Consider the following 20800-nt stretch of genomic DNA (forward strand, 5'->3'; position numbering starts at 1 on the left):
GACAGTTGCCAACCGCGATCCGCAAATGAATAAAGGAAGGAATCATGATGTGTTCTGATATAACGCAAGACAAGCTGCAACAAGCGGTAAGCGACGCCAGAAAAGAGCGGCAACGCGAGTCGGTGCTCTGGGGGATTGTGCTGATCGCGGTCGGCTGCATATTTCTTTTGGAACAATGGGGCTTTGTCGATTTACGCCCCTACATCGGCGAAAAAATTCGCTGGTGGTATTGCTGGCCTTTGCTCATCGCCCTGATCGGCCTGGTCAAGGCCTTGAGCGCCACCGTCTTTGAGCAAATGATCAAAGGGACGATGCAAGTGATCATCGGTTTGTGGCTGTATGTATGCCTGACCGAATTATGGGGCTGGACATTCAGAACCAGTTGGCCGGTCATCCTGATCGCTTTTGGTGCCGCCACCTTGATCAGAGGTGCCTATAACCTGACCAGCAAATCGAATAAAAATTCTGACAAGGAGTCTCAATCATGAATCACTCACATAATCAGCGTCGCGTCCTGTTCGGCGCCATCGTCGTGATCTTCGGGGTACTGGCGCTGGTCGATAATCTGCACTGGTTTAATGCCCGCGACTACCTCCAGTTCTGGCCCATGGTATTCATCGCTTTCGGCGGTTTAAAAATGGCGCAAACCCGCCATGGTTCTGGCTACATCATCGGCGGCGCATTGGTTGCGGCAGGCGTGCTGATGACTTTATCGAACATGGGCATCGTGTATTTCCGCATGCGGGACTGGTGGCCGATGTTCATCATCATGGCGGGACTGGCGGTCGTCTTCAAAGGGGTGCGTAGGGAGAAGGAAAATGCCAGCAAGAGCCCCGGTTTGTCCGGCATGAGCGCAATGGCCGATACCACCATCGATGCAGTGGCCTTCATGAGCGGCAACAACATGAGCGTGGTATCGCAAGATTTTCGCGGCGGCGAAGCGACTGCAGTGATGGGTGGCATCGAGATCGACTTGCGCCAGGCATCGATACAATCCGAAGCGGTATTGCAGGTGTTTGCGATGTGGGGCGGGATCGTGCTAAAAGTCCCAGCGGATTGGACCGTGGTCAGCAATGGCATCCCTATCATGGGCGGGATTGACGATAAAACCGTACCGCCGATGGCACCGGTCAAACGCTTGGTGATCGAAGGTTACGTGATTATGGGCGGGGTTGAAATCAAGAATTAATTTGGGATGCACACAAAAAATTAGCCGCAGAGGCGTAGATAGCGCAAAGGATACATTGTGCTATCTACGCCCCGGTGTTGATGACGTAACTCTTAGAGCACTCAAGCGATGAAACCGATGACTTCCAATATGCGTAAGCTGATGTGGTATCTGATGGCATGGCTATTGGCGGGTGTGGTGATCGCAGCGCTGTTGGTGACGACTGCCGGCACCAGTTGGCAAGCCGGCCTCGGGTTTGCGATACCGGTGAGTTTGATTTACGGCTTTGTGGCTGCTTCTGCTTACTATGTCTGCCGCTCATTGCCGATGGCGAAGCGGCAGTTTTTTTTGACGCTGGCGATCTTCGGCGGCGCATCCCTGATCTCCGGCCTGATGTGGCTAGCGCTGTGCTATGCCTGGAATTATCTGGCCTACACCTTACGTCAGCTCATCGGCTTTGGCGCCGTTGGCGGTACGGTAGGCGGTACCACGCTGCCGGGTAGTTTGATTGCGATCACGCCACAGATGTCGGTGATGTTGTTTGCTGCCGGCAGCTGTTTATATTTGTTGTCGATATTTGCGCATGATGTGTTGATCGCGTTTGAGAATGTGCGTCTGGCAGATCGTCGCGCTGCAGAATCGCGGGTCCAGGCCAGAGACGCTGAGTTGCAGGTCTTGCGCACCCAGATCAATCCGCATTTTTTATTCAATAGCCTCAATTCCATTAGCGCCTTGACCTCGATCGATCCGGCAGCGGCACGCAGTATGACGCTGGAGCTGGCGCAGTTCTTTCGCCAGACCCTGGCTTCCTCCGAGAAAGAGCGGATTCCCCTCGCCGAAGAAATACGTTTGTGCGAACATTTTTTAGCCATAGAAAAAATCCGCTTCGGCCACAAGCTGCAAAGCGATATCCAGATTGCCGATACGGCGCAAACCGCCTTGCTTCCGCCGATGCTATTGCAGCCTTGCATAGAGAACGCGATCAAGCATGGGATCCGCGATTTGACCGAAGGCGGCACCATCGTGGTACGCGCTCTGAGCAGGGGCGACTGGTTGCATATCACGATACAAAATCCCATCGATCCCGCGCCCGGCGATACCGTCGGCAATGGGCATGGACTAAAAAACAGCCGCCTGCGTTTACAGTCGATGTACGGCGACAAAGCCCGCATTAGCTGGACCCGCAGCAGCGACACTTTCCTGGTAGAGATCGCAATACCGCAAGATTCTGCGATCTGATCGAGACAAAAAATATGCAGCCTATACAAGTAATGATTGTCGATGACGAAGAGCTGGCGCGCCGCCTTGTGCGCGAGTACCTGGGCACGCACACGGACCTCGTGATTGTTGGCGAGGCGGAGCATGGCCTCGATGCGGTAAAACAGATCAATGCGTTGAATCCGGATCTGGTGTTTTTAGATATCCAGATGCCCAAGCTGACAGGACTAGAGGTGCTGGAGCTGACGGGTCGCCGGTCGGGCGTGATTTTCACCACGGCCTACGATCAATATGCGTTGAAGGCATTCGATCTGCATGCGATTGATTATTTGCTGAAACCATTTTCGCAAAGCCGCTTTGACGAAGCGCTGGCACAGGCGCGCAAGTCGCTCGGCCAGACCGCGACTCCGCAAAGCATCGCGATCCAGCAATTGCTGACGGATACCAGCAAGCAACTGGAGCGCATCTTGATCCGCGACCGCGGCCAGGTCCATGTGATCCCGGTCGACAAGCTGGATTATGTCGAAGCACAGGACGATTACATCAGCATCGTCAGTGAGGGCAAGTCTTACCTGAAAACCCAGTCCTTATCCGAACTCGAAGCGCAGCTCGACCCCAAAAAATTCGTGCGCGTGCATCGCTCGTACCTGATCAATATCGAACGCCTACAAAGCGTAGAACGCTACAGCAAGGACAGCCATGTCGCGCTGATGCGTTCCGGCAAGCAGATTCCGATCAGCCGGACCGGCTATGAGCGGATGAAAGACATCATGTAAACGATGCCGGCAGCTAAAAACCGGCCAGCGACTGTTGCGTAAATCAAACGCCAGTTGCGCATGATCCGCGGTGAGTCGACAAAAAACGCCGGGATGCCACTGAGCGCGATCTGCTCGCTTTGACCCCGATATGCGGCGAGCGCCTGAGAGCAGGTATTTTTTAAATAGTTCAAAAAGTTTGTTGAAAAACCCGAAAAAAACCGATTTTTTCGCGACGCCGCCGACTATTCCAAAGCAGTCCCCTGCTTGTCCCGCTTTTTGTCCCGCTTCGGCATGGAAAATCGGGTAAATCATATGTCAGCAATTGTATTGACTTCATGGTTTGGCGAACTGATACTGCGATGTTATGAATTTGAGACCTTCATTTTCACATCTCCTGTTTAACAATAAATCCCATAAAGATTTCGAGACCCCGATGAAAAAATCACTCGTATTAATGACCGCGGTTACTACGCTGACCGCATTAAGCAGCGCCATGAGCGTCGCTTACGCGAACGAAGGCATGTGGATGCCGCAACAGTTGCCGGCAGTCGCTGCGCAATTGAAAGCCGCCGGCTTGAAGCTTGATCCAAAAACGCTGACGAAATTGACTGAATTCCCTATGGGCGCAATTGTCAGTCTGGGCGGTTGCTCCGCGTCCTTCGTGTCGGATCAGGGTCTGGTCATCACCAATCATCATTGCGCGTATGGCAGCATTGCGCATAATTCAACGCCGGAAAAAAATTACCTGGCCAATGGCTTCCTCGCCAAGACGATGGCAGAAGAATTGCCCGCCTCACCAGGCAGCCGTGTGTTTGTCACCACCGATGTGAATAATGTCAGCGGCCAGATCATCACAGCCGATGTCGCCAAACTGGCAGGCAAAGCGCGCGTCGATGCCATCGAAAAAAATGAAAAAACGCTGGTCGCCGAATGCGAAAAAGACGCCGGCCACCGCTGTAATGTCTATCCTTACTACGGCGGTCTGGAGTATTACCTGATCAAGCAATTGGAGATCAAGGACGTGCGCCTGGTACATGCGCCTGCTGAAGGCGTAGGCAAATTTGGCGGCGACACCGATAACTGGATGTGGCCGCGCCACACCGGCGACTACAGCTTCTTGCGCGCCTATGTCAGCAAGGATGGCAAGTCCGCCGACTTCAGCAAGGACAATGTGCCTTATAAGCCAAAGCATTACCTGCGTCTGGCGAAAGACGGCGTCAAAGAAGGTGATTTCGTGATGGTGACCGGTTATCCAGGCCGCACCAACCGTCACCGTTTGCCGTCCGAAGTATCAAATACCTTCGACTGGAATTATCCGGCGTATGTCAAAGCCGCAGGCGAACAACTTGCGATCATCGAGCGTGAGACCAAAGGCAATGAAGACAAAAAACTCAAGTACGCAGGCATGGTCGCGGGCGTCAACAACTACTACAAAAACCGTCAAGGCATGCTGGACAGCTATGCCGGCAGCGACTTCCTGGCGCGTAAGCAAAAAGAACACGCTGAGCTGAAATCCTGGGTGAATGCCGATGCAGGCCGTAAACAGATGTATGCGGCCGACATCGACGCGATCGAAAAACTGATCGCCGAGCGCGATGCAGAAAATCGCCGCGATTTCTTGCTGACTTACTCTTCGCCGCGTTTGCTGAATTCAGCGCGTAGCTTGTATCGTCTGGCGAACGAATCGACCAAGCCGGACGCCGAGCGCAAATCCGGTTACCAGACACGTGACTTGCCGCGCTTTAAAGCCGGCATTGCTGCGGTTGAGCGTAGCTATGACGAAGCCGTCGATAAGGCTCTGGTGCTGAACTTCATGACCAAGTATGCGGCGCAGGCAAGTAAAGAACGCAATGCGAATTTCGATGCGGCGATGGGTATCAAGGACGGTATGAAAGAAGCCGATATCAAAGCACTGCTCGATACGCTGTATGCAGGCAGCAAGCTCGGTAACAAAGAAGAGCGCGCACCCTGGCTGGAACGCAAGCCTGAGGACTTCAAAGCCAGCAACGACAGTTTCATCAAAGCCGCAGTGGCAATGTATGACGAGAGCCTGAAGCGCGAAGCGCGTGACGAAGAGATGGGCGGTAAAATCCAGCAAGCCTATGCCAACTACATGAAAGCAAAAATCGCCTTCATGAATAGTAAAGGCCAGGCGGTATACCCCGATGCGAACAGCACGCTGCGCGTGACTTTCGGCAAAATTGCCGGTCGTCCAAACGGTGCTGACGGTACCAGCTGGACTGCCTTCACCTCCTTGCATGGCATCGCCAAGAAAGCCACCGGTAGCGGTGAGTTCAATGCACCGCAAAACCAACTCGATGCGATCAAAATCAGCAACTTCGGTGCTGACAGCAAGTACTACGATGCCAAGCTGAAATCGGTACCGGTGAATTTCCTGGCGACCTTGGATATCACGGGCGGTAATTCAGGTTCTGCAGCATTGAACGCCAAAGGCGAACTGGTGGGGCTGGCATTTGACGGCACGCTCGATTCCATCATCTCCGATTGGGATTTCAATGATGCAAATACGCGCGACATCCAGGTTGATCTGCGTTACATCTTGTGGGAAATGACGAATGTCGACAAAGCAAACAACTTGCTGAAAGAAATGCATGTCGAATAAACCCGTTTCCTGATGCTCAAAAATGGACACCGAGGTGTCCATTTTTGTTTCAGCCTGGTCGAATTCCACCTCCATTCTTATCCTCCTACAATCAAATCGGCCTCGAACAGGGATCGCCGTGCCGCTCAGGTACGCCCCGATGCTTGACAACTATGCCGTGCGAGACCAACCGGTAAGTTCGGTCTGCACCAGGGAGAGTGGTGCGGAAAACACAGTCTTGGCGACCTGCTTCTGACGGGGCGACATGCCATTCTTATGGCTGGATGGATTTTTAAGGATGGATTTTTCTTAATAAAACTACAGAGGCAGAGAACTTCTGATCTCGCATCCTTGTGCTTGGGCATCGATATAGTTATAATTGGAATCATTCTCATTTACATTATCGATTTCGAGTGTAGCCTTACCGTATCGATCCAACGGAAACAATAATGCAGTTCAATTCCAGCAAGTTTGCGACAGGCCGGCAAGATATTGCACAACAAACGGCGCTCAGTGCAGTACATCCATCTTCCCATTTTTTCATCAAGACGAGTCTGTTCAGCATCGTGGTCGGCACGGTATTGAGTTTGAGCGCTTGCGGTGGCGGTTCTGCTGGCAATCCATCTTCGTCTGCACCAGCTGCCGGTGCAGGCATGAGTGCGCCTGCCACTATGGGGGAAAAGATTTTTAAGGACGTCAGCCTGTCGGCATCTGGCAAACAGTCTTGCGCGACTTGCCATAATCCAGATAACGCCCATGCACAGAGCAATGATCTCAGCGTGCAATTGGGCGGCCCGAATATGGATGTGCCGGGTTTTCGGGCCGTGCCTTCCTTGCGTTACCTGAACCTGACACCGGCTTTTTCCTTTGGTGCGGATGGTAAGCCAAGCGGTGGTTTTGACCGCGATGGCCGCGCTGCAAGCTTGTCTGCCCAGGCGGAGCGCCCTTTCCTGGCGCCGCATGAAATGGCCAATGCCAGCAAGGCCGATGTCGTCGCCAAGCTGCAACGTGCCGCGTACGCTTCCGAATTTAAACAGGCTTTTGGCGCTGGCATTTTCGATAATGCCGACCTGGCGTTTGACCGCATCCAGTTCGCCTTGCAACAGTATCAAAAGGAAGATGAGGAGTTTCATCCGTATGATTCCAAATACGATCAGTTTCTGGCGGGCCGTGTAAAACTCGACGCTGCCGAGTTGCGCGGATTGGCCTTGTTCAACAATCCGACCAAGGGCAATTGTGCGGCCTGCCATATCAGCAGCAAAGGGTCGAACGGCGCTTCGCCTTTGTTCACGGATTTTAGTTACGACAATATCGGTGTGCCGCGCAATTACGCGATTCCGGCCAGCGCCGACGCAAGCTATTTTGACCTCGGCCTGTGCGGACCGGATCGCAGCGACTTAACCGAACGCAGCAATCTGTGCGGTGCCTTCAAGGTTCCGACATTACGCAATGTCGCCACCCGCAAGGTATTTTTCCACAACGGCCGTTTTAAAAATTTACGCGATGCGCTCGGCTTCTATGTGCGTCGCGATACCAATCCGGAAGAATGGTACCCAACGGCAGCCGATGGCAGCGTGTTGAAATTTGACGATTTACCTGCGGCGTATGTCGGCAATGTGAATATCACCGAAGTTCCTTACAACCGCAAGCGCGGCATGCCTGCCGCACTGACCTCTGCCGAAATCGACGACGTGGTCAAATTCCTCGGCACCTTGAACGATGGCTACAAACCCTGATCAGCATCAGATTACTGCCTATGACCCAGCCGATTTTAAAGAATACCAACATTAATTAAAACGAAAGACCAAGATGAAAAAGACCCTGTTAGCCCAAGCGCTGTGCATCGCATTTGTCAGCAGTGCGGTTGCGCTGCCTGTACATGCAAGCGAAGCTGAATTATTGCAAAAGATAGAAAAACTGGCGGCCGAACTCGACGCCATCAAAGCGGAACTGGTCGCTACGCGTAAGCAGGCAGCGATCGTCGAGAAAAAACAGGAGGTGCTGGCAAATACCGTCAACACCACGGTCGCCAACAATGCAACAACCGTCAGTGCAGGCAATGCCAGCATGGCGTCCGCAGCCAGCAACATGATGCAAAAGACCGTGATCAGCAGCTACGGAGAAATCAGCTATTCACGTCCGACCAAGGCCACCAACCAGGCGCAGACGGATGTCGGCCGTGCGGTGATCGGCATCACCCATCGCTTCGATGAAAAAACCAAAATGGTGGCTGAGTTTGAATGGGAGCATGCGATTGCTTCTTCCGGCGACAAGGGCGAGACCGAAGTCGAGCAATTGTATGTCGAGCACGAGTTGAACAATAACCTGCGCGCCAAGGCAGGTTTGTTCCTGATGCCGGTGGGTTTGCTGAACACCACGCATGAACCGACCGCCTACTACGGTGTACAGCGCAATTTTGTCGAGACGGCGATCATTCCGACTACCTGGCGCGAAGTCGGTGCCGGCTTGTCCGGTTCCTATGACAATGGCGTGAGCTGGGATGCAGGCCTGACCACCGGTTTTGATCTGAGCAAATGGAGTGCGACCAGCAGCGACGGTAGCGACTCACCTTTACGCAGCATCCATCAGGAAGGCCAGCTCGCCAAGTCGCGTGACCTGAGTTTGCATGCCGCCCTGAACTGGCGCGGCATCCCGGGTCTGCTGGTGGGCGGTTCGGTCTTCACTGGCAAGGCCGGTCATGGCACGACTAATTTCGCCGGCAATGATGCGCGTGTCACGTTGTGGGACGTGCATACCCGCTTCACGCCTGGTCGCTGGGATCTATCCGCGCTGTACAGCCGCGGCACCATCAGCAATACCGAAGCGCTTAACCTGACCTTTGTCGGCCAGCCGACACCGGTACCGTCTTCGTTCTTCGGCTGGTATACCCAGGCCGCCTATCAATTGTGGAAATCGAATGACTACAGCCTCACGCCTTTCCTGCGCTACGAGCAATTCAATACAGCAAATAGCTATGCACCGATACCGCAAGGTCTGGGCGTCGCCGCCGCAGGTACCGAGAAAGTCACGACCCTGGGTACCAGCTTCAAGATCGGTGAAGGCGTAGTATTGAAGGCGGATTACCAGAAATTCAAGCTCGATAACAATCGCGACCGCCTGAACCTCGGCGTCGGTTATTCGTTCTGATAAGAAAGCAGGAAGGGGCTAGGATAAAATCACGCTATGAACCAGAACACCTTTGCCCCACTCATCCTGAGCGCGCTTGCCGGCGTCAGCAGCACGGCATTCGCCACACAATACCTGACAGCCGAGCAGGCGCAACAAACGATCTTCCCCGAAGCGAATAGTTTTAAGCCGGTCAATCTGCAACTCAGCCTGGAGCAAATGCGCCAGGTCGAGAAGCTATCCGGTTTGCCGGCACGTTCTGTCGCATGGCGGGTGGTCGCTGCGTATAAGGACGATAAATTGCTGGGCCATATCGTTTTCGATGAGGTGATCGGCAAGTTTGAGCTGATCTCGTATGCGGTGGGCTTGCACCTTGATGCCAGCATCCGCCAGGTCGAGATCATGACTTACCGCGAAAGCCATGGCATGGAAATCAAGAACGCCAATTGGCGCAAGCAATTCGTCGGCAAGACCGCTAGCAGCAATCTTGCCCCGGGCGACGGGATTGCCAATATCAGCGGCGCCACCTTGTCTTGCAGTCACGTCACCGACGGTGTGCGGCGCATCGCAGCGATCGCGCAAGTCGCCATTCTTCCCGCAAAAAAATGAAACGCCGCGCCCAACCCTGGTTGGGGACGCTGGTCGATATCGGCATCGCGGATACTCTGGACGAGATGCGTTTGCAGGCCGCTTTTGGCGCCGCTTTTCAGCGTATCGCCCTGATCCACCAGTTGATGAGCTTTCATGCGCCGGACAGCGAACTGACACGCATCAATCGCGCAGAGCCAGGCAGCCTGCTCAGCATCCATCCGCATACCTATACGGTGTTAAGTGCGGCGCAGCGTTTAACGCAGGCCAGCAAAGGCTTGTTTGATATCCGCATCGCCAGCCGCTTGATGGCATGGGATTTGTTACCGCGCATGGATGAGGCAGCACGGTCGCTGTTGCCTTATCAGCCGCAAGCCGTGGCGTATGAGCTATTGCCAGACCACAGGTTGAAAAAATTACGCCAGGATTGGCTGGACCTGGGCGGCGTTGCCAAGGGTTATGCGGTGGATCAGGCCATCGCCGCGCTGCAAGAATGCGGAATTCGTGACGCCTGCGTCAATGCCGGCGGCGACTTGCGCGTGATCGGTGATCGTCCTGTGGCGATCGGTCTGCGCCATCCTGCTGACCCGACGCGCAGCGCTCATACCGTGAGTTTGCAGAATGCCGCGATGGCAACTTCGGCGACTTATTTTTCCCAACGCCAGCTAAAGATGCCAACAAGGGAACAAGCGATTGAGTACACTGGCGCGCCAGCAAGTATCGCCCGCGACCAGACCGTCAGCGCCTTAGTCCACGGCATCAGCGGTGCCGCCTTAACGGATCTGGGCAGCGTATCGGTTAGGGCTGCCGAATGCCTTTGGGCTGACGGTCTGACCAAGGTGGTCGCCGCGAGCGGCAATGCGCAGCATCCGTGTTTAGCCGAATTTGCCGCGAATGCTTTTATAATTGACATTTAATTCGTCGCAATTAAATCCGACGATCTTCTTCTATGCGCACCCACAAACACAGCCTGCACCATCCCGCATTGCCAAAAAATCGCCACCAGTATTTTCGGCTGGAGCGCTGGCATCGCATTGCCCTGTATGTTCTGGGAAGCGTGTTGACGGCTTCGGGCCTGGTCTGGCTGATCGCGCATTTTCTATTGCAACACCGCAGCGAGTTCGGCGACAGTGTGCATCCGCTTGAGCATCCCGCCATGCAAGTCCATGGTGCGCTCGCCATGCTGAGCTGCTTTGCCATCGGTACGCTGTTGCATTTGCATATACGCCGTGCGCACCGGGCGCAGCGCAATCGCTGGAGCGGCTGGAGCATGATCGCCGCACTCGCCTGGCTGACGCTGAGCGGTTATGCCTTGTACTACCTGGCCAGTGACGAGAACCGGATGATCTGGTCCGTCGCGCACTGGAGTCTTGGCCTGGCGTTGCCGCTATTGCTGATATTGCACATCGTGCTGGGCCGCAAATCCTTGGCTTGAGTTGTAATCAATAGGGATAAAAAGCGACGCGTATTGTTACGAAGGCAAGGCATTCAGCCGGCCTGCTTCGGCCATCTCGCGGATGATGCGGATGGTGTCGATATCCGATTCCTGATACGCCGAACGGCGATATTCGTTATACATCTCGTTTTCCGCATCTTCCGCCGCACTATGACCGTCGTCGTACACAAAGCGCACAAAAAATGCATCCGGCACGGGTTCTTCTATCGTCATGCGCAATGAGGATTGCGGAATATCTTTTTGCGCCGCCACATCGTAATGAATTTGTTGAAGGTGTACAAAATTTACCTGATCATTAATCACCAGATCGCCATAACGCAAAGTGCGCGCCATGCTCGCCTCGGTGCGTTCAGTGATGCTGCATTCATCCAGATAGGGCACGAAGAGTTTCGGCAATTCGGCCCGCATCACCAAGCCGCGCCAGAGTTGCTCGCGCGTGATGAAGTCATTCAATGGATTGGTCAGGTCGTTGATTTCAATCAAGTGTTCAAATTTCATACGTTAATTCCTATCAGATGGCGCTTAGTTTACTCCGCTTCTGACGCAATTACCAAGCCGCGGCAGAGAACTTAAAAAACATCGTCTCTGCACGCCAGCATTGATGCGGTTCTCCAGGCCATGGTCTGAAAAGCCCCATGGATAGTGCGCGCTGGCATCGGTCTTCCCCATTCTTAGCAGAGAACGGCGACAAAAGCGGTTGCCAGACCGATTGCGGCTACAATAGCGCCTGCTGATACTTCTGCTCCTCCGCTTTTTATCCCCTTACGCTTCAATCATGTCCCACGGTCTGAACCAACCTCAACGCGATGCAGTGAATTACATGGACGGCCCTTGTCTGGTGCTGGCCGGTGCGGGGTCGGGCAAGACGCGGGTGATTACCCAAAAGATTGCGAATCTGATCGAGAAGCACGGCTACGACGCCAAGCATATCGCTGCGCTGACTTTTACCAACAAGGCGGCGCTGGAGATGCAGGAGCGGATTGCCAAACTCTTGCAAGAACCTAAAAAAGCCAAGCAGTTGACGGTCTCGACCTTTCATTCGCTCGGCGTCAAAATCCTGCGCCAGGAAGCGCAGGCGCTAGGCTTGAAGGATCGCTTTTCCATCATGGACAGCGACGATTGTTTTTCGCTGGTGCAGGATCTGGCGATCACCACCGACAAGCAATTGATACGGCGCATCCAGACCGCCATGTCCTTGTGGAAGAACGGCCTGATCGATCCAGAGACTGCGATCCAGCAAGCCGGCGATGAAGAAGAGGCGACGGCAGCGCGCATTTATCGCAGCTATGTAGCGACCTTGTCGGCCTATCAGGCGGTCGATTTCGACGACTTGATCCGCTTGCCGGTCGAACTGTTTCGCAGCAACGAAGCGGTGCGCGACAAGTGGCAGCGCCGTCTGCGCTATTTGCTGGTCGACGAATATCAGGACACCAATACCTGCCAGTACGAACTGGTGAAGCTGCTGGTCACGGGGATCGGCAAGAAACCGATGTTTACTGCGGTGGGCGACGACGATCAGGCGATCTACGCCTGGCGCGGCGCGACCATCGAGAACCTGAAAACCCTCGGCATCGATTTTCCCGATTTAAAGCTGATCAAGCTGGAACAGAATTACCGTTCCAGCACCCGCATCCTGCAGGCCGCCAATGCGGTGATCGGCAACAACCCCAAGTTGTTTGAAAAATTACTGTGGTCAGAGCATGGACTCGGCGATCCGGTCAAGGTGCTGGGCATGCAGGACGATGAGCAAGAGGCCGATCAGGTCGCGATCATGATCTCGGCGCATCGCTTCGAGCGCCGCGCCAAGTGGTCGGATTACGCGATCCTGTATCGCGGCAACCATCAGGCCCGGGTGATCGAAAAGGCGCTGCGCAAAGAACGCATCCCTTATACGATTTCCGGCGGCCAGAGTTTTTTCGATAAGGCCGAGATCAAGGACATCATTTCGTATCTGCGCCTGATTGCCAATGAAGACGACGACCCGGCGTTCATCCGCGCGATCACCACGCCCAAGCGCGGGGTCGGCCAGGCCACGCTCGAAGTGCTGGGCGCCTTCGCCGGACAATGGCAGTGTTCCTTGTTTGAAGCGGTGTTCAAAGGCGGCATCGAAGCCAAACTCACCGATCGCCAGCTCACGCCTTTGCGCGGTTTCTGCAACTTCATCAACCAGGTCGAGGCGCATGCGCACCGCGAAGGTCATGCCAGTTCCCTGCTCGACGATCTGATGAAAGAGATCAATTACGAAGGTTATCTGTACGACAGTTTCGACGATCGTGCGGCACAGGCCAAATGGCAAAACGTGCTGGACTTTACCAACTGGCTGAAAGAAAAAGGCAGCGGCGGTAAAGAAGGCACCGACGATCATCGCAGCCTGCTCGATCTGACCCAGATGGTCGCGCTGATGACCATGATGGAGGGCAAGGACGAAGAACCCGATGCGGTCCGCATGTCGACTTTGCACGCGTCCAAAGGACTGGAATTTCCCCACGTATTTCTGGTCGGGGTGGAAGAGGGCATCCTGCCGCACAAAGGCGATCCCGATGCCCCGGTCGAGACCATCGCTGCCCGGATTGAGGAAGAGCGCCGCCTGATGTACGTCGGCATCACCCGCGCCCAACGCAGCCTGCACATCACCTGGTGCAAAAAACGCAAACGCGCCGGCGCACCGGTGCATTGCGATGTCTCGCGCTTTATCAAAGAGATGAAACTCGATGAAGGGACGGCGCTGCCGACCGAAGAAGAAGCCATCACGCCACAGAATCGACTGGCGAATTTGAAGGCCTTGTTAAGCCGACCTAAAGAATAATCAAAATAGCTAAAATGACTACCGACTCAATCCCCGATTTCCCCGACCATCCCTGGGTTTCGCTGGAAACCCCGCAAGATGTCGAAGGCTGGATGGATTTGCAAAACCGTGAGTTGCAGGAAGCCATCACCAAATTGCCCGGCAATAGCCAGCAATACGGACAAAGCTTAGGGCAGGGCATCGCATTTCGTCTGGCCTTGGGCGGCGAATTATTTATACATACCAATTCGGATGGCGAGGTCTTGCTGGATGTGACGCCGGAGGCTGCCTGGGCGATTCCTGTGATCAGCGCGGTGACGCAGGCTGATGTGCCGCGTGGGCAAGTCTGGATCTTGCCTGCGCATGTCCTGACGCAATTGATTTTGGGTTTGAATAGCCTGATCGCATCGAGTTGGCTGGTGTTGGGACATCGCTTCAGGATGAAGTAGTGATGGTTGCGTACGGACGGCGCATTGCCGGTCATTTTTGACGTTCTTCGTTGCTCATGGCTCTCCAGAAGCCTCGTTCAGGTCAAAACTACCTCGACCAATGCAGCCGTCATCATCTTAAATCTTCATGGGAATTCTCGGTTTAATTGAGTAAACCATTCCTGTCGATCTTGACGATACGCGAACCGCCGTCGGCGGTCTTGCTGCCGGCACCGGGATTTTGTTTGACATTGACTTCTGCCACTCCGGTGCCGGTCGCATTGACTTTGGCGCGCTCCACTAACAGTCCGCTGGCATTCAGGTCGCCGCTGCCGCTGAGCTTGGCGACCAGCAATTGACCTTTGCCTGACAGGTCCAGATTGGCTGTGCCGGTGATCAGCACATCGATTTGCGGGCTTTGGATATCGTTCGCTTGCATGTCGCCGGAGCCATGCAACTCTATGCTGAGTTTGTCGCGGATCGTGGGGCTGTTGATCACGCCCGTGCCATGTGTTTTAAATTGCGCCTTGCCTGCTTGCAAGCTCTTGCCATCAAAGTCGCCGGAACCATTGACCTGGACATCGAGTTCGGCGGTCTCGCCGGTCAGGCTCAGGTCGCCGCTGCCGTTCATGCGCACGCTGGTGCTGCTGGCTTTCAGGCCGCGTACCTGCATGTCGCCGGAGGCATCGAGTTGTGCGGTCAACTGTCTGATCTCGCCGGCCAGTTTGACATTGCCAGAGCCGCGTATCGTGGTTTTGACTTGCGCTGCTTTGAGTTCTTTGACGCTCAGATCGCCGGAGCCGTTGATATCGCTATCCAGGCTGTCGCTGACACTGCCCAGATTCAGATTGCCTGATCCGTTAATCTGGACCGTGGCTTTGGCGGTTTGCCATTGGCTCAGGTCCATGTCGCCGCTGCCATTGACATTGGTTTGCAGTTCTTTGGTCACGCCATTCGCATGCACATCGCCGGAACCGTTGACCGACAATTCGAGCCGGTCGCCTTTGAACTTATTCAGTTCCAGATCGCCGGAACCGTTGATATTGATGCGATTGAGCATGCTGGCAGCGACTTTGACCGTGAGCTGGCGCGCATTGAAATTGGTGGAGAGATGGATAATCGTCTTGCTTTTTGAACGTATATGCAGGGTATTGCCGGTGACCACGGTCTCGACTTCCTTGACCAGTTTTTCATTACCGACCACCTCCAGCGCCGGGCCGCCTTCGCCGGTCACCACCACGTCGTAGGGACCGGTCATGTCGATTTCAGTAAATTCGGCGACCTCGCGTTTTTCCTGGATCAGCGGACCGAAATTTGCTGTGGCATCGCCGTCATGGAATTCGACGTTGCAGGCAGCGAGAGCAAGTAACAGAATAAGGCTGCTGTGTTTTAACATGATTTTCCTTTTTCAAATTCGAATTTGAAGCATGCCGCCAGCATACGTTAGCATTCTGTCAAATGGAACCCTGATGCGACAGACCGCAAAACGCGGGGACTAAAACGCGGATCATCGCGATATATGGTGAGGACTTACGCAAAACAGCAAGCTGCTTACTACCGTTCACATTGAACCCGCAAGCCAGGTGCGCCAGTTGGCACGAAATGTCGCTGAAAGCCGCATCCAGCCTGCGGAGGCGTTTTGATATCCACACCTCATGGAGCCTTTCCTCTTGTTTTTCTCGGTGTCTCGGTGGTGAGAGGTTTTGGTTTTTTGTAAGTCCTGGTATGAAATTTTTACCGGCTATTGCACAATCCCCTATACTGCTAGACGTTTTTTCGTAAGTTAGTTAACCGAGTCGCGTTGAGTCCGATGAACCCAATAATCTTGCAAGCCCAGGATGGCGCCCAAGCTGCCATCACCGCGTATGGTGCGCACATCTGTTCCTGGATACCGGCCGGTGGTGACGAGCAGCTGTTCTTCAGCAAGACCTCGGAGATCCGCGAGGGCGTGGCAATGCGTGGCGGCGTGCCGGTGATCTTTCCGCAATTCGCTGGCCTGGGCGCTTTGCCCAAGCATGGTTTCGCGCGTACTGCGATGTGGCGTCTGCTGCGCGCCGGCCAGACCGCCAGCGGTGCAGCACGGGCCGAGTTTGAATTAAACGAGAACATCGCCAGCCTGCAGGTCTGGCCTTATGTATTCCATGCCGAACTGACGGTGACCGTGGTCGGCTCCAGCCTGGATATTCGCCTGTCGGTACAAAATACCGGAGACACCGGATTGAGTTTTACCGCAGCACTGCATACGTATTTTGCCGTCGGGCAGATTGCTGATGTGACCGTGCATGGCCTGGCGGGTTTGCCTTATCGCGACTCGGTCAGCGGCGTCAGCGGCTGCATAGATCATGATCCGATGTTGCGGATTAGCGGTGAAATCGACCGCATCTATGCCAATGCCCCGCGCCTGCTGTTGTGCCAGCCCAGACAAACCACCTTGATACAGCAGAGCGGATTTGCCGATGCAGTCGTCTGGAATCCCGGTCCTGAGAAGGCCGCCACGCTGGCCGATCTGGAGCCTGGCGGTTATGAGCGCATGCTGTGTATCGAGGCGGCGGCGATTATGCAGCCCGTGGTACTGGCACCCGGCGCATCCTGGTCCGGAAATCAATCGCTGACCGTTAAGCGTACATAAAACGAGCCGCACCGGTGAGGTAATGGCTAATCAAAAAGAGTGTCCCGGTATCGTCTGCGACCCTCTTTTTGTTTGTATGAAGTTGTTCGTATTGGAAGCCACATCTGTTTAAACTGATGTTGATCGACTCGTTGGGCGAAAAATTGACGGCGTAATTTCTCCGTGTCTCGTAAATTTCTTTCTTTGATCGCTTTTAAGCAATCCCGTTTACTTATACTTATGCTCTATCGCTGCGGCGGTGCCGTCTTTTTCCATTTCACGCAAGATCTGGCTGAAGCGATCGATACGGCTTTGCTCCATGCCTAGATTGCAGGCAAGGTACAGTTCCGTTTGATGAAATTCAAATAAGGGAACGATTTGTTCTGACAGACCCTGTTGTTTTAAGATCGCGATCCCCAGTAATTCACCGGTTGCCCAAAAGTCGAAACGGTTATGCAATAGCTTGCGCGGATTATCGCTATCTTTATTCGCCAGTTCGATTTTAAATCCACGGGCCGCCAGGAATTCGGCCACCGCATCATTACGATAACCGCCTACAATATAAGGGCGCAATTCTTCCAGCGTTTTGGGTGCTCTCGGATCGTTTGCCCTGGCAAAGATAAACCAATTATTTTTGACTAAGGGGCCGACCCATTTGAATTTGGCTTCTCTTTCCGGTGTTCTGGTGGTCGAAAAAACACAGGTATTTTCTTCCTTTAGTCCCATCTGAAACGCGCGCGCCCAGGGATAGCCGGCGATCACATATGTTTCCCCGGCACGGCGCATTAATTCGACGACTTTTTCCGTTGAGATGCCGCTGATTACCCCTGTCTTCGGGGCGATCATATTGAAGGGCGGGTAGTCTTCGGTAGTCAGGTTTAAGGTGGGACTGCGCACAGGCTCTGCAGCAAAGCAGATCGACGCGACTGACAGCAGGCAGACCAGCGTGAGGTGACGCAACATACTTGCTCCGGGACGATAGTCGGGAGAGGATGGATAGAAACACTTTAGTCCGCGTATAGAAAGAACGCAACTCTAAACGCAATTCATGACATCAATGCATCACATTGAAGCCGCAGGCTGGATGCGGTTTCCAGAGACATTTCGTGCTAACAGGCGCACCTGGCCTGCGGGTCTCCAAGTTTCGGCGGTGAGAGATTGCGGTTTTTGCGTCAGCCCTGTTGAACTTGCTTGCGTAAAAAGTCGGCGGCTTTTTCACCTATCATCATGGTCGGGGCATTGGTATTCCCGCCAATCAGCGTCGGCATGATGGACGCATCGACTACGCGCAGGCCCAGCAGTCCATGCACCCGCAATTCGGGATCGACCACGGCCATCTCATCTATCCCCATTTTGCAGGTGCCGACCGGATGATAGACGGTGTCGCTATATTGGCGCAACGCGGCGCGGATGTCGTCATCGGTTTTGACATTGGCGGTCTGATAGTCGCTGCTGCGCATGCTGGCAAGTGCCGGTGCATCCATGAGTTTGCGCGTGAGTTTAAAGCCCTTCAGCAAGGTCTCGATATCGTCCGGGTGCTCCAGGAAGCGCGGGTTGATCAACGGCGCTGCCAAGGGATCGGCATTGGCAAGAGTCAGTTCCCCTACGCTCTTGGGACGTAACAGGCAGACGTGGCATGAATAGCCATGCCCCAGATGCAGTTTGCGCGCATGGTCATCAATCATCGCCATCACAAAATGCAATTGCACATCGGGTGCGGGCAGGCCGGGATCTGTTTTCAGAAAGCCGCCGCCTTCGGCCGCGTTCGAGGTAATCATGCCGCGCCGTTCATTCTTATAGCGCCAGGCTTGTTTGGCTAGATGCGCCGAACCGCCGAGTGAAATGCCGACCAGGTCCGTGCTCTTGGAGCGATACTTAAATACAAAATCAGGATGGTCCTGCAGGTTGCGTCCGACTCCGGGCAGGTGATGCACCACGGGAATCCCCAGCGCCTGCAAGGCCTGGCCGTCGCCGATACCGGACAACAGCAGGATTTGCGGGGTTTGCAAAGCGCCTGCCGCCAGCAAAATCTCGCGCCTGGCGCGCAGGCTGCGCTGCTGGCCATGTTGAATAAATTCGACGCCGACGGCACGTTTTCCTTCAAACAGAATACGCGTTACATGGCAGCCGGTTTGCACGCTCAGGTTGGGACGTTTACCGATGTGCGGATGCAGATAGCCGCGGGCGGCGCTCCAGCGTTCGCCCTGATGTTGAGTGACCTGATAAATCCCGATGCCTTCCTGATCTTCTCCGTTGAAATCGTGATTGATGTTGAAGCCGGCCTGTCTTGCCGCTTCCAGATAGCGTTGTTGAAACGGATTATCCGAACGCAGATCGCTGACGTGCAGCGGGCCTGATTGACCGTGCAATGCGCCGCCTAAACTCGCATTGTTTTCGGAACGCTTGAAGTAAGGCAGCACCTCATCGAACGACCAGCCGGTATTGCCCAGCGATGCCCAGTGATCGTAGTCCCAGCGATGTCCGCGGATATACACCATGGCGTTGATGGCGGACGAGCCGCCGAGGGCTTTGCCACGTGGTTGATAGCCGCGCCGATGATTCAGGCCGGGCTGAGGGACGGTTTCAAATGCCCAGTTATTCAGTTTGGTCGGCAGCATGGCGACTACCGCGAATGGCGTTTTCACGACCCAGCTATCGCCGTCGCCGCCGGCCTCCAGCACCGTGACCGAGGTATCGGGATCTTCCGTGAGTCTGCCCGCGACGGCGCAACCGCCCGCGCCCCCACCGACTACGATGTAATCCGCTGTTGCTGTACTCATATGGTCTCGTCCTCTGGATCGGTGTCTATAAATTGATGGCGTCTACGGCGCATTTTTCGGCAATGGGCTTGCTGCATCGCAGTATTGATGATTCAGGCAAACCCGTGTACGTTGCAACTGATCTTAGCCTTTAGCGCTGTTGGGAGTAAGGACATTTACTGCCAATTTCTACAATATTCATCGATATTCCGGGGGAGACAGTTTGTCTTTGCTCACTGCGTCACCGCTGTTGTCCGTGCAGGATGCGATTTTCCCCGCGCATCCTTTTGCCGGCCTGTTTGCGATTGGCCGCGAACAACAGTGGCGTTTGCACGACATGTTTCCCGCGTTTTTTGCCGATGGCGACGGACCGCTGCAAGCCGCTGCCAGAATCAGTTATGTACAGGCACGCGCAGGCTTGTTGCAGGCAAGGCAGCGCGGCGGAGCGGATGTCGCGCTGCTATCCGGCAGTCGTAAATCGTTGGCTGATTTAGGCGGGATGAGCGCGGGCATGCTGGCTCAGCCGACTCTGGGACGTGCACTGGCTTTCGGCCTGGAATACCAATTGATCGCCGGCTCCATGTTGCAACTCAGCCTGGAGACGGATAGCCAGCAAGCGGCTTTGGTATCGCATGCCTTGTTTGAGGATCAGGAATTGCAGGATTTTCTGGATGTCGATCACCTGGCGACAGCGCTCAACGCCGCGCGTCAATTGCCTTGTAATGAGCTGCCCATAGCCCGTATCGAATTGCGCGGCAATCTGCAGGCGAGCCGCTCTATGCTGGAGGATTTTTTCGCCTGCCCGGTAATCCTGGGCGCCGATGCCAGTCGCATGCTGTTTGCGCATTCCCTGCTGGAGATGCCCTTATCCGGTACCGGCGCCAGTGCGCAGACAGCTCGCGCGGCGTGCGACACGGAATTGGCGGCTATCGGTGTACTGGGCAAGCAAAGCCTGGTGCGCAAGCTGGTTGCCATGCAGTGTGAATTTTTTAATGTGCAGGATATGGCAGCGGCCCTGGAACTGAGTCCGCGCTCTTTACACCGCCTGTTAGCGCGCGAGGGCACTTCGTATCAGCACATTACCGAGAGCGTCAGGATCGAGCGTGCAAAGCGCTTGCTCAGTACCGCGCTGAGTGTCGAGGACATCGCGGAAGAGCTCGGTTATTCGGATGCGCGCAGCTTCCGCCGGGCCTTCAAGCGCTGGACTACGCTTACCCCCTCAGAGTTCAGGTTCAGCCGGTAACAATCGGTGGGGCACAAAGAAAAAACCCGACATCTTGCGATGCCGGGTTCTTCCTGTCGAG

At 54.7% G+C, this 20800-nt stretch carries 18 protein-coding genes; 14 read left to right on the top strand and 4 right to left on the bottom strand.

From position 1 onward, the window contains the following. Positions 1-47: 47 nt before the first annotated feature. The 10 genes from LPB67_RS11450 (at position 48) to LPB67_RS11495 (ending at position 10895) form a co-directional block, all read left to right on the top strand. Positions 48-488: a LiaI-LiaF-like domain-containing protein gene (locus tag LPB67_RS11450; RefSeq protein WP_262837318.1), complete on the top strand. Its 441-nt coding sequence runs from the start codon at positions 48-50 to the stop codon at positions 486-488. Further along, the gene (locus LPB67_RS11455; protein WP_262837319.1) at positions 485-1189 is read left to right on the top strand and encodes a cell wall-active antibiotics response protein; all 705 of its coding nucleotides are present in this window, start codon (positions 485-487) and stop codon (positions 1187-1189) included. Before LPB67_RS11450 ends, LPB67_RS11455 begins: the two co-directional genes overlap by 4 nt. Positions 1190-1306: 117 nt before the next feature. Beyond that, positions 1307-2407, top strand: a complete 1101-nt coding sequence (locus LPB67_RS11460; protein WP_262837320.1) for a sensor histidine kinase — start codon at positions 1307-1309, stop codon at positions 2405-2407. Positions 2408-2421: 14 nt separating this feature from the next. Beyond that, on the top strand, positions 2422-3162 hold the full coding sequence (locus tag LPB67_RS11465; RefSeq protein ID WP_316685191.1) for a LytTR family DNA-binding domain-containing protein: 741 nt from the start codon (positions 2422-2424) through the stop codon (positions 3160-3162). Between the two features lie 415 nt (positions 3163-3577). After that, entirely contained in the window at positions 3578-5767 is a 2190-nt protein-coding gene (locus LPB67_RS11470; RefSeq protein WP_262837321.1) for a S46 family peptidase, read from the top strand. A 428-nt stretch (positions 5768-6195) separates the two neighbouring features. Further along, the gene (locus tag LPB67_RS11475; protein WP_262837322.1) at positions 6196-7482 is read left to right on the top strand and encodes a cytochrome-c peroxidase; all 1287 of its coding nucleotides are present in this window, start codon (positions 6196-6198) and stop codon (positions 7480-7482) included. Positions 7483-7555: 73 nt separating this feature from the next. Further along, positions 7556-8893, top strand: a complete 1338-nt coding sequence (locus LPB67_RS11480; protein WP_262837324.1) for an OprO/OprP family phosphate-selective porin — start codon at positions 7556-7558, stop codon at positions 8891-8893. Between the two features lie 36 nt (positions 8894-8929). Next, complete coding sequence (locus tag LPB67_RS11485; protein WP_262837325.1) at positions 8930-9481, top strand: FMN-binding protein; 552 nt, start codon at positions 8930-8932, stop codon at positions 9479-9481. After that, complete coding sequence (locus LPB67_RS11490) at positions 9478-10377, top strand: FAD:protein FMN transferase (RefSeq protein ID WP_262837327.1); 900 nt, start codon at positions 9478-9480, stop codon at positions 10375-10377. Before LPB67_RS11485 ends, LPB67_RS11490 begins: the two co-directional genes overlap by 4 nt. A 32-nt stretch (positions 10378-10409) precedes the next feature. Beyond that, positions 10410-10895, top strand: a complete 486-nt coding sequence (locus LPB67_RS11495; RefSeq protein WP_262837328.1) for a DUF4405 domain-containing protein — start codon at positions 10410-10412, stop codon at positions 10893-10895. A 36-nt stretch (positions 10896-10931) separates the two neighbouring features. Here the strand turns inward: LPB67_RS11495 and LPB67_RS11500 are convergent, their stop codons facing one another. Further along, positions 10932-11414: an SRPBCC family protein gene (locus LPB67_RS11500; RefSeq protein ID WP_262837329.1), complete on the bottom strand. Its 483-nt coding sequence runs from the start codon at positions 11412-11414 to the stop codon at positions 10932-10934. 277 nt (positions 11415-11691) lie between these two features. Between LPB67_RS11500 and LPB67_RS11505 the strand changes: the two genes are divergently transcribed. After that, entirely contained in the window at positions 11692-13722 is a 2031-nt protein-coding gene (locus LPB67_RS11505; protein ID WP_262837330.1) for a UvrD-helicase domain-containing protein, read from the top strand. Positions 13723-13736: 14 nt separating this feature from the next. Then, positions 13737-14150, top strand: coding sequence for a hypothetical protein (locus LPB67_RS11510; protein WP_262837332.1), 414 nt, complete (start codon positions 13737-13739; stop codon positions 14148-14150). A 142-nt stretch (positions 14151-14292) separates the two neighbouring features. Here the strand turns inward: LPB67_RS11510 and LPB67_RS11515 are convergent, their stop codons facing one another. Beyond that, positions 14293-15525 (bottom strand): DUF2807 domain-containing protein, encoded by a 1233-nt coding sequence (locus tag LPB67_RS11515; protein WP_262837333.1) that lies wholly within the window; start codon positions 15523-15525, stop codon positions 14293-14295. 414 nt (positions 15526-15939) lie between these two features. Here LPB67_RS11515 and LPB67_RS11520 point away from each other — a divergent pair, with 414 nt between their 5' ends. Further along, positions 15940-16758, top strand: coding sequence for a D-hexose-6-phosphate mutarotase (locus tag LPB67_RS11520; protein WP_262837335.1), 819 nt, complete (start codon positions 15940-15942; stop codon positions 16756-16758). Between the two features lie 207 nt (positions 16759-16965). Here the strand turns inward: LPB67_RS11520 and LPB67_RS11525 are convergent, their stop codons facing one another. Next, positions 16966-17700 (bottom strand): substrate-binding periplasmic protein, encoded by a 735-nt coding sequence (locus LPB67_RS11525; protein ID WP_262837337.1) that lies wholly within the window; start codon positions 17698-17700, stop codon positions 16966-16968. Positions 17701-17909: 209 nt separating this feature from the next. Beyond that, positions 17910-19517, bottom strand: a complete 1608-nt coding sequence (locus LPB67_RS11530) for a GMC family oxidoreductase (RefSeq protein WP_262837339.1) — start codon at positions 19515-19517, stop codon at positions 17910-17912. A gap of 202 nt (positions 19518-19719) precedes the next feature. On the opposite strand from LPB67_RS11530, the gene LPB67_RS11535 reads away from it, so the two are divergent. Then, a complete protein-coding gene (locus LPB67_RS11535) occupies positions 19720-20739 on the top strand; it encodes a helix-turn-helix transcriptional regulator (RefSeq protein ID WP_262837340.1) in 1020 nt (339 codons plus the stop codon). Positions 20740-20800 lie beyond the last annotated feature (61 nt).

The sequence above is a fragment of the Undibacterium sp. Jales W-56 genome (assembly GCF_025548535.1).
In the GTDB taxonomy this organism is placed as follows: domain Bacteria; phylum Pseudomonadota; class Gammaproteobacteria; order Burkholderiales; family Burkholderiaceae_D; genus Undibacterium.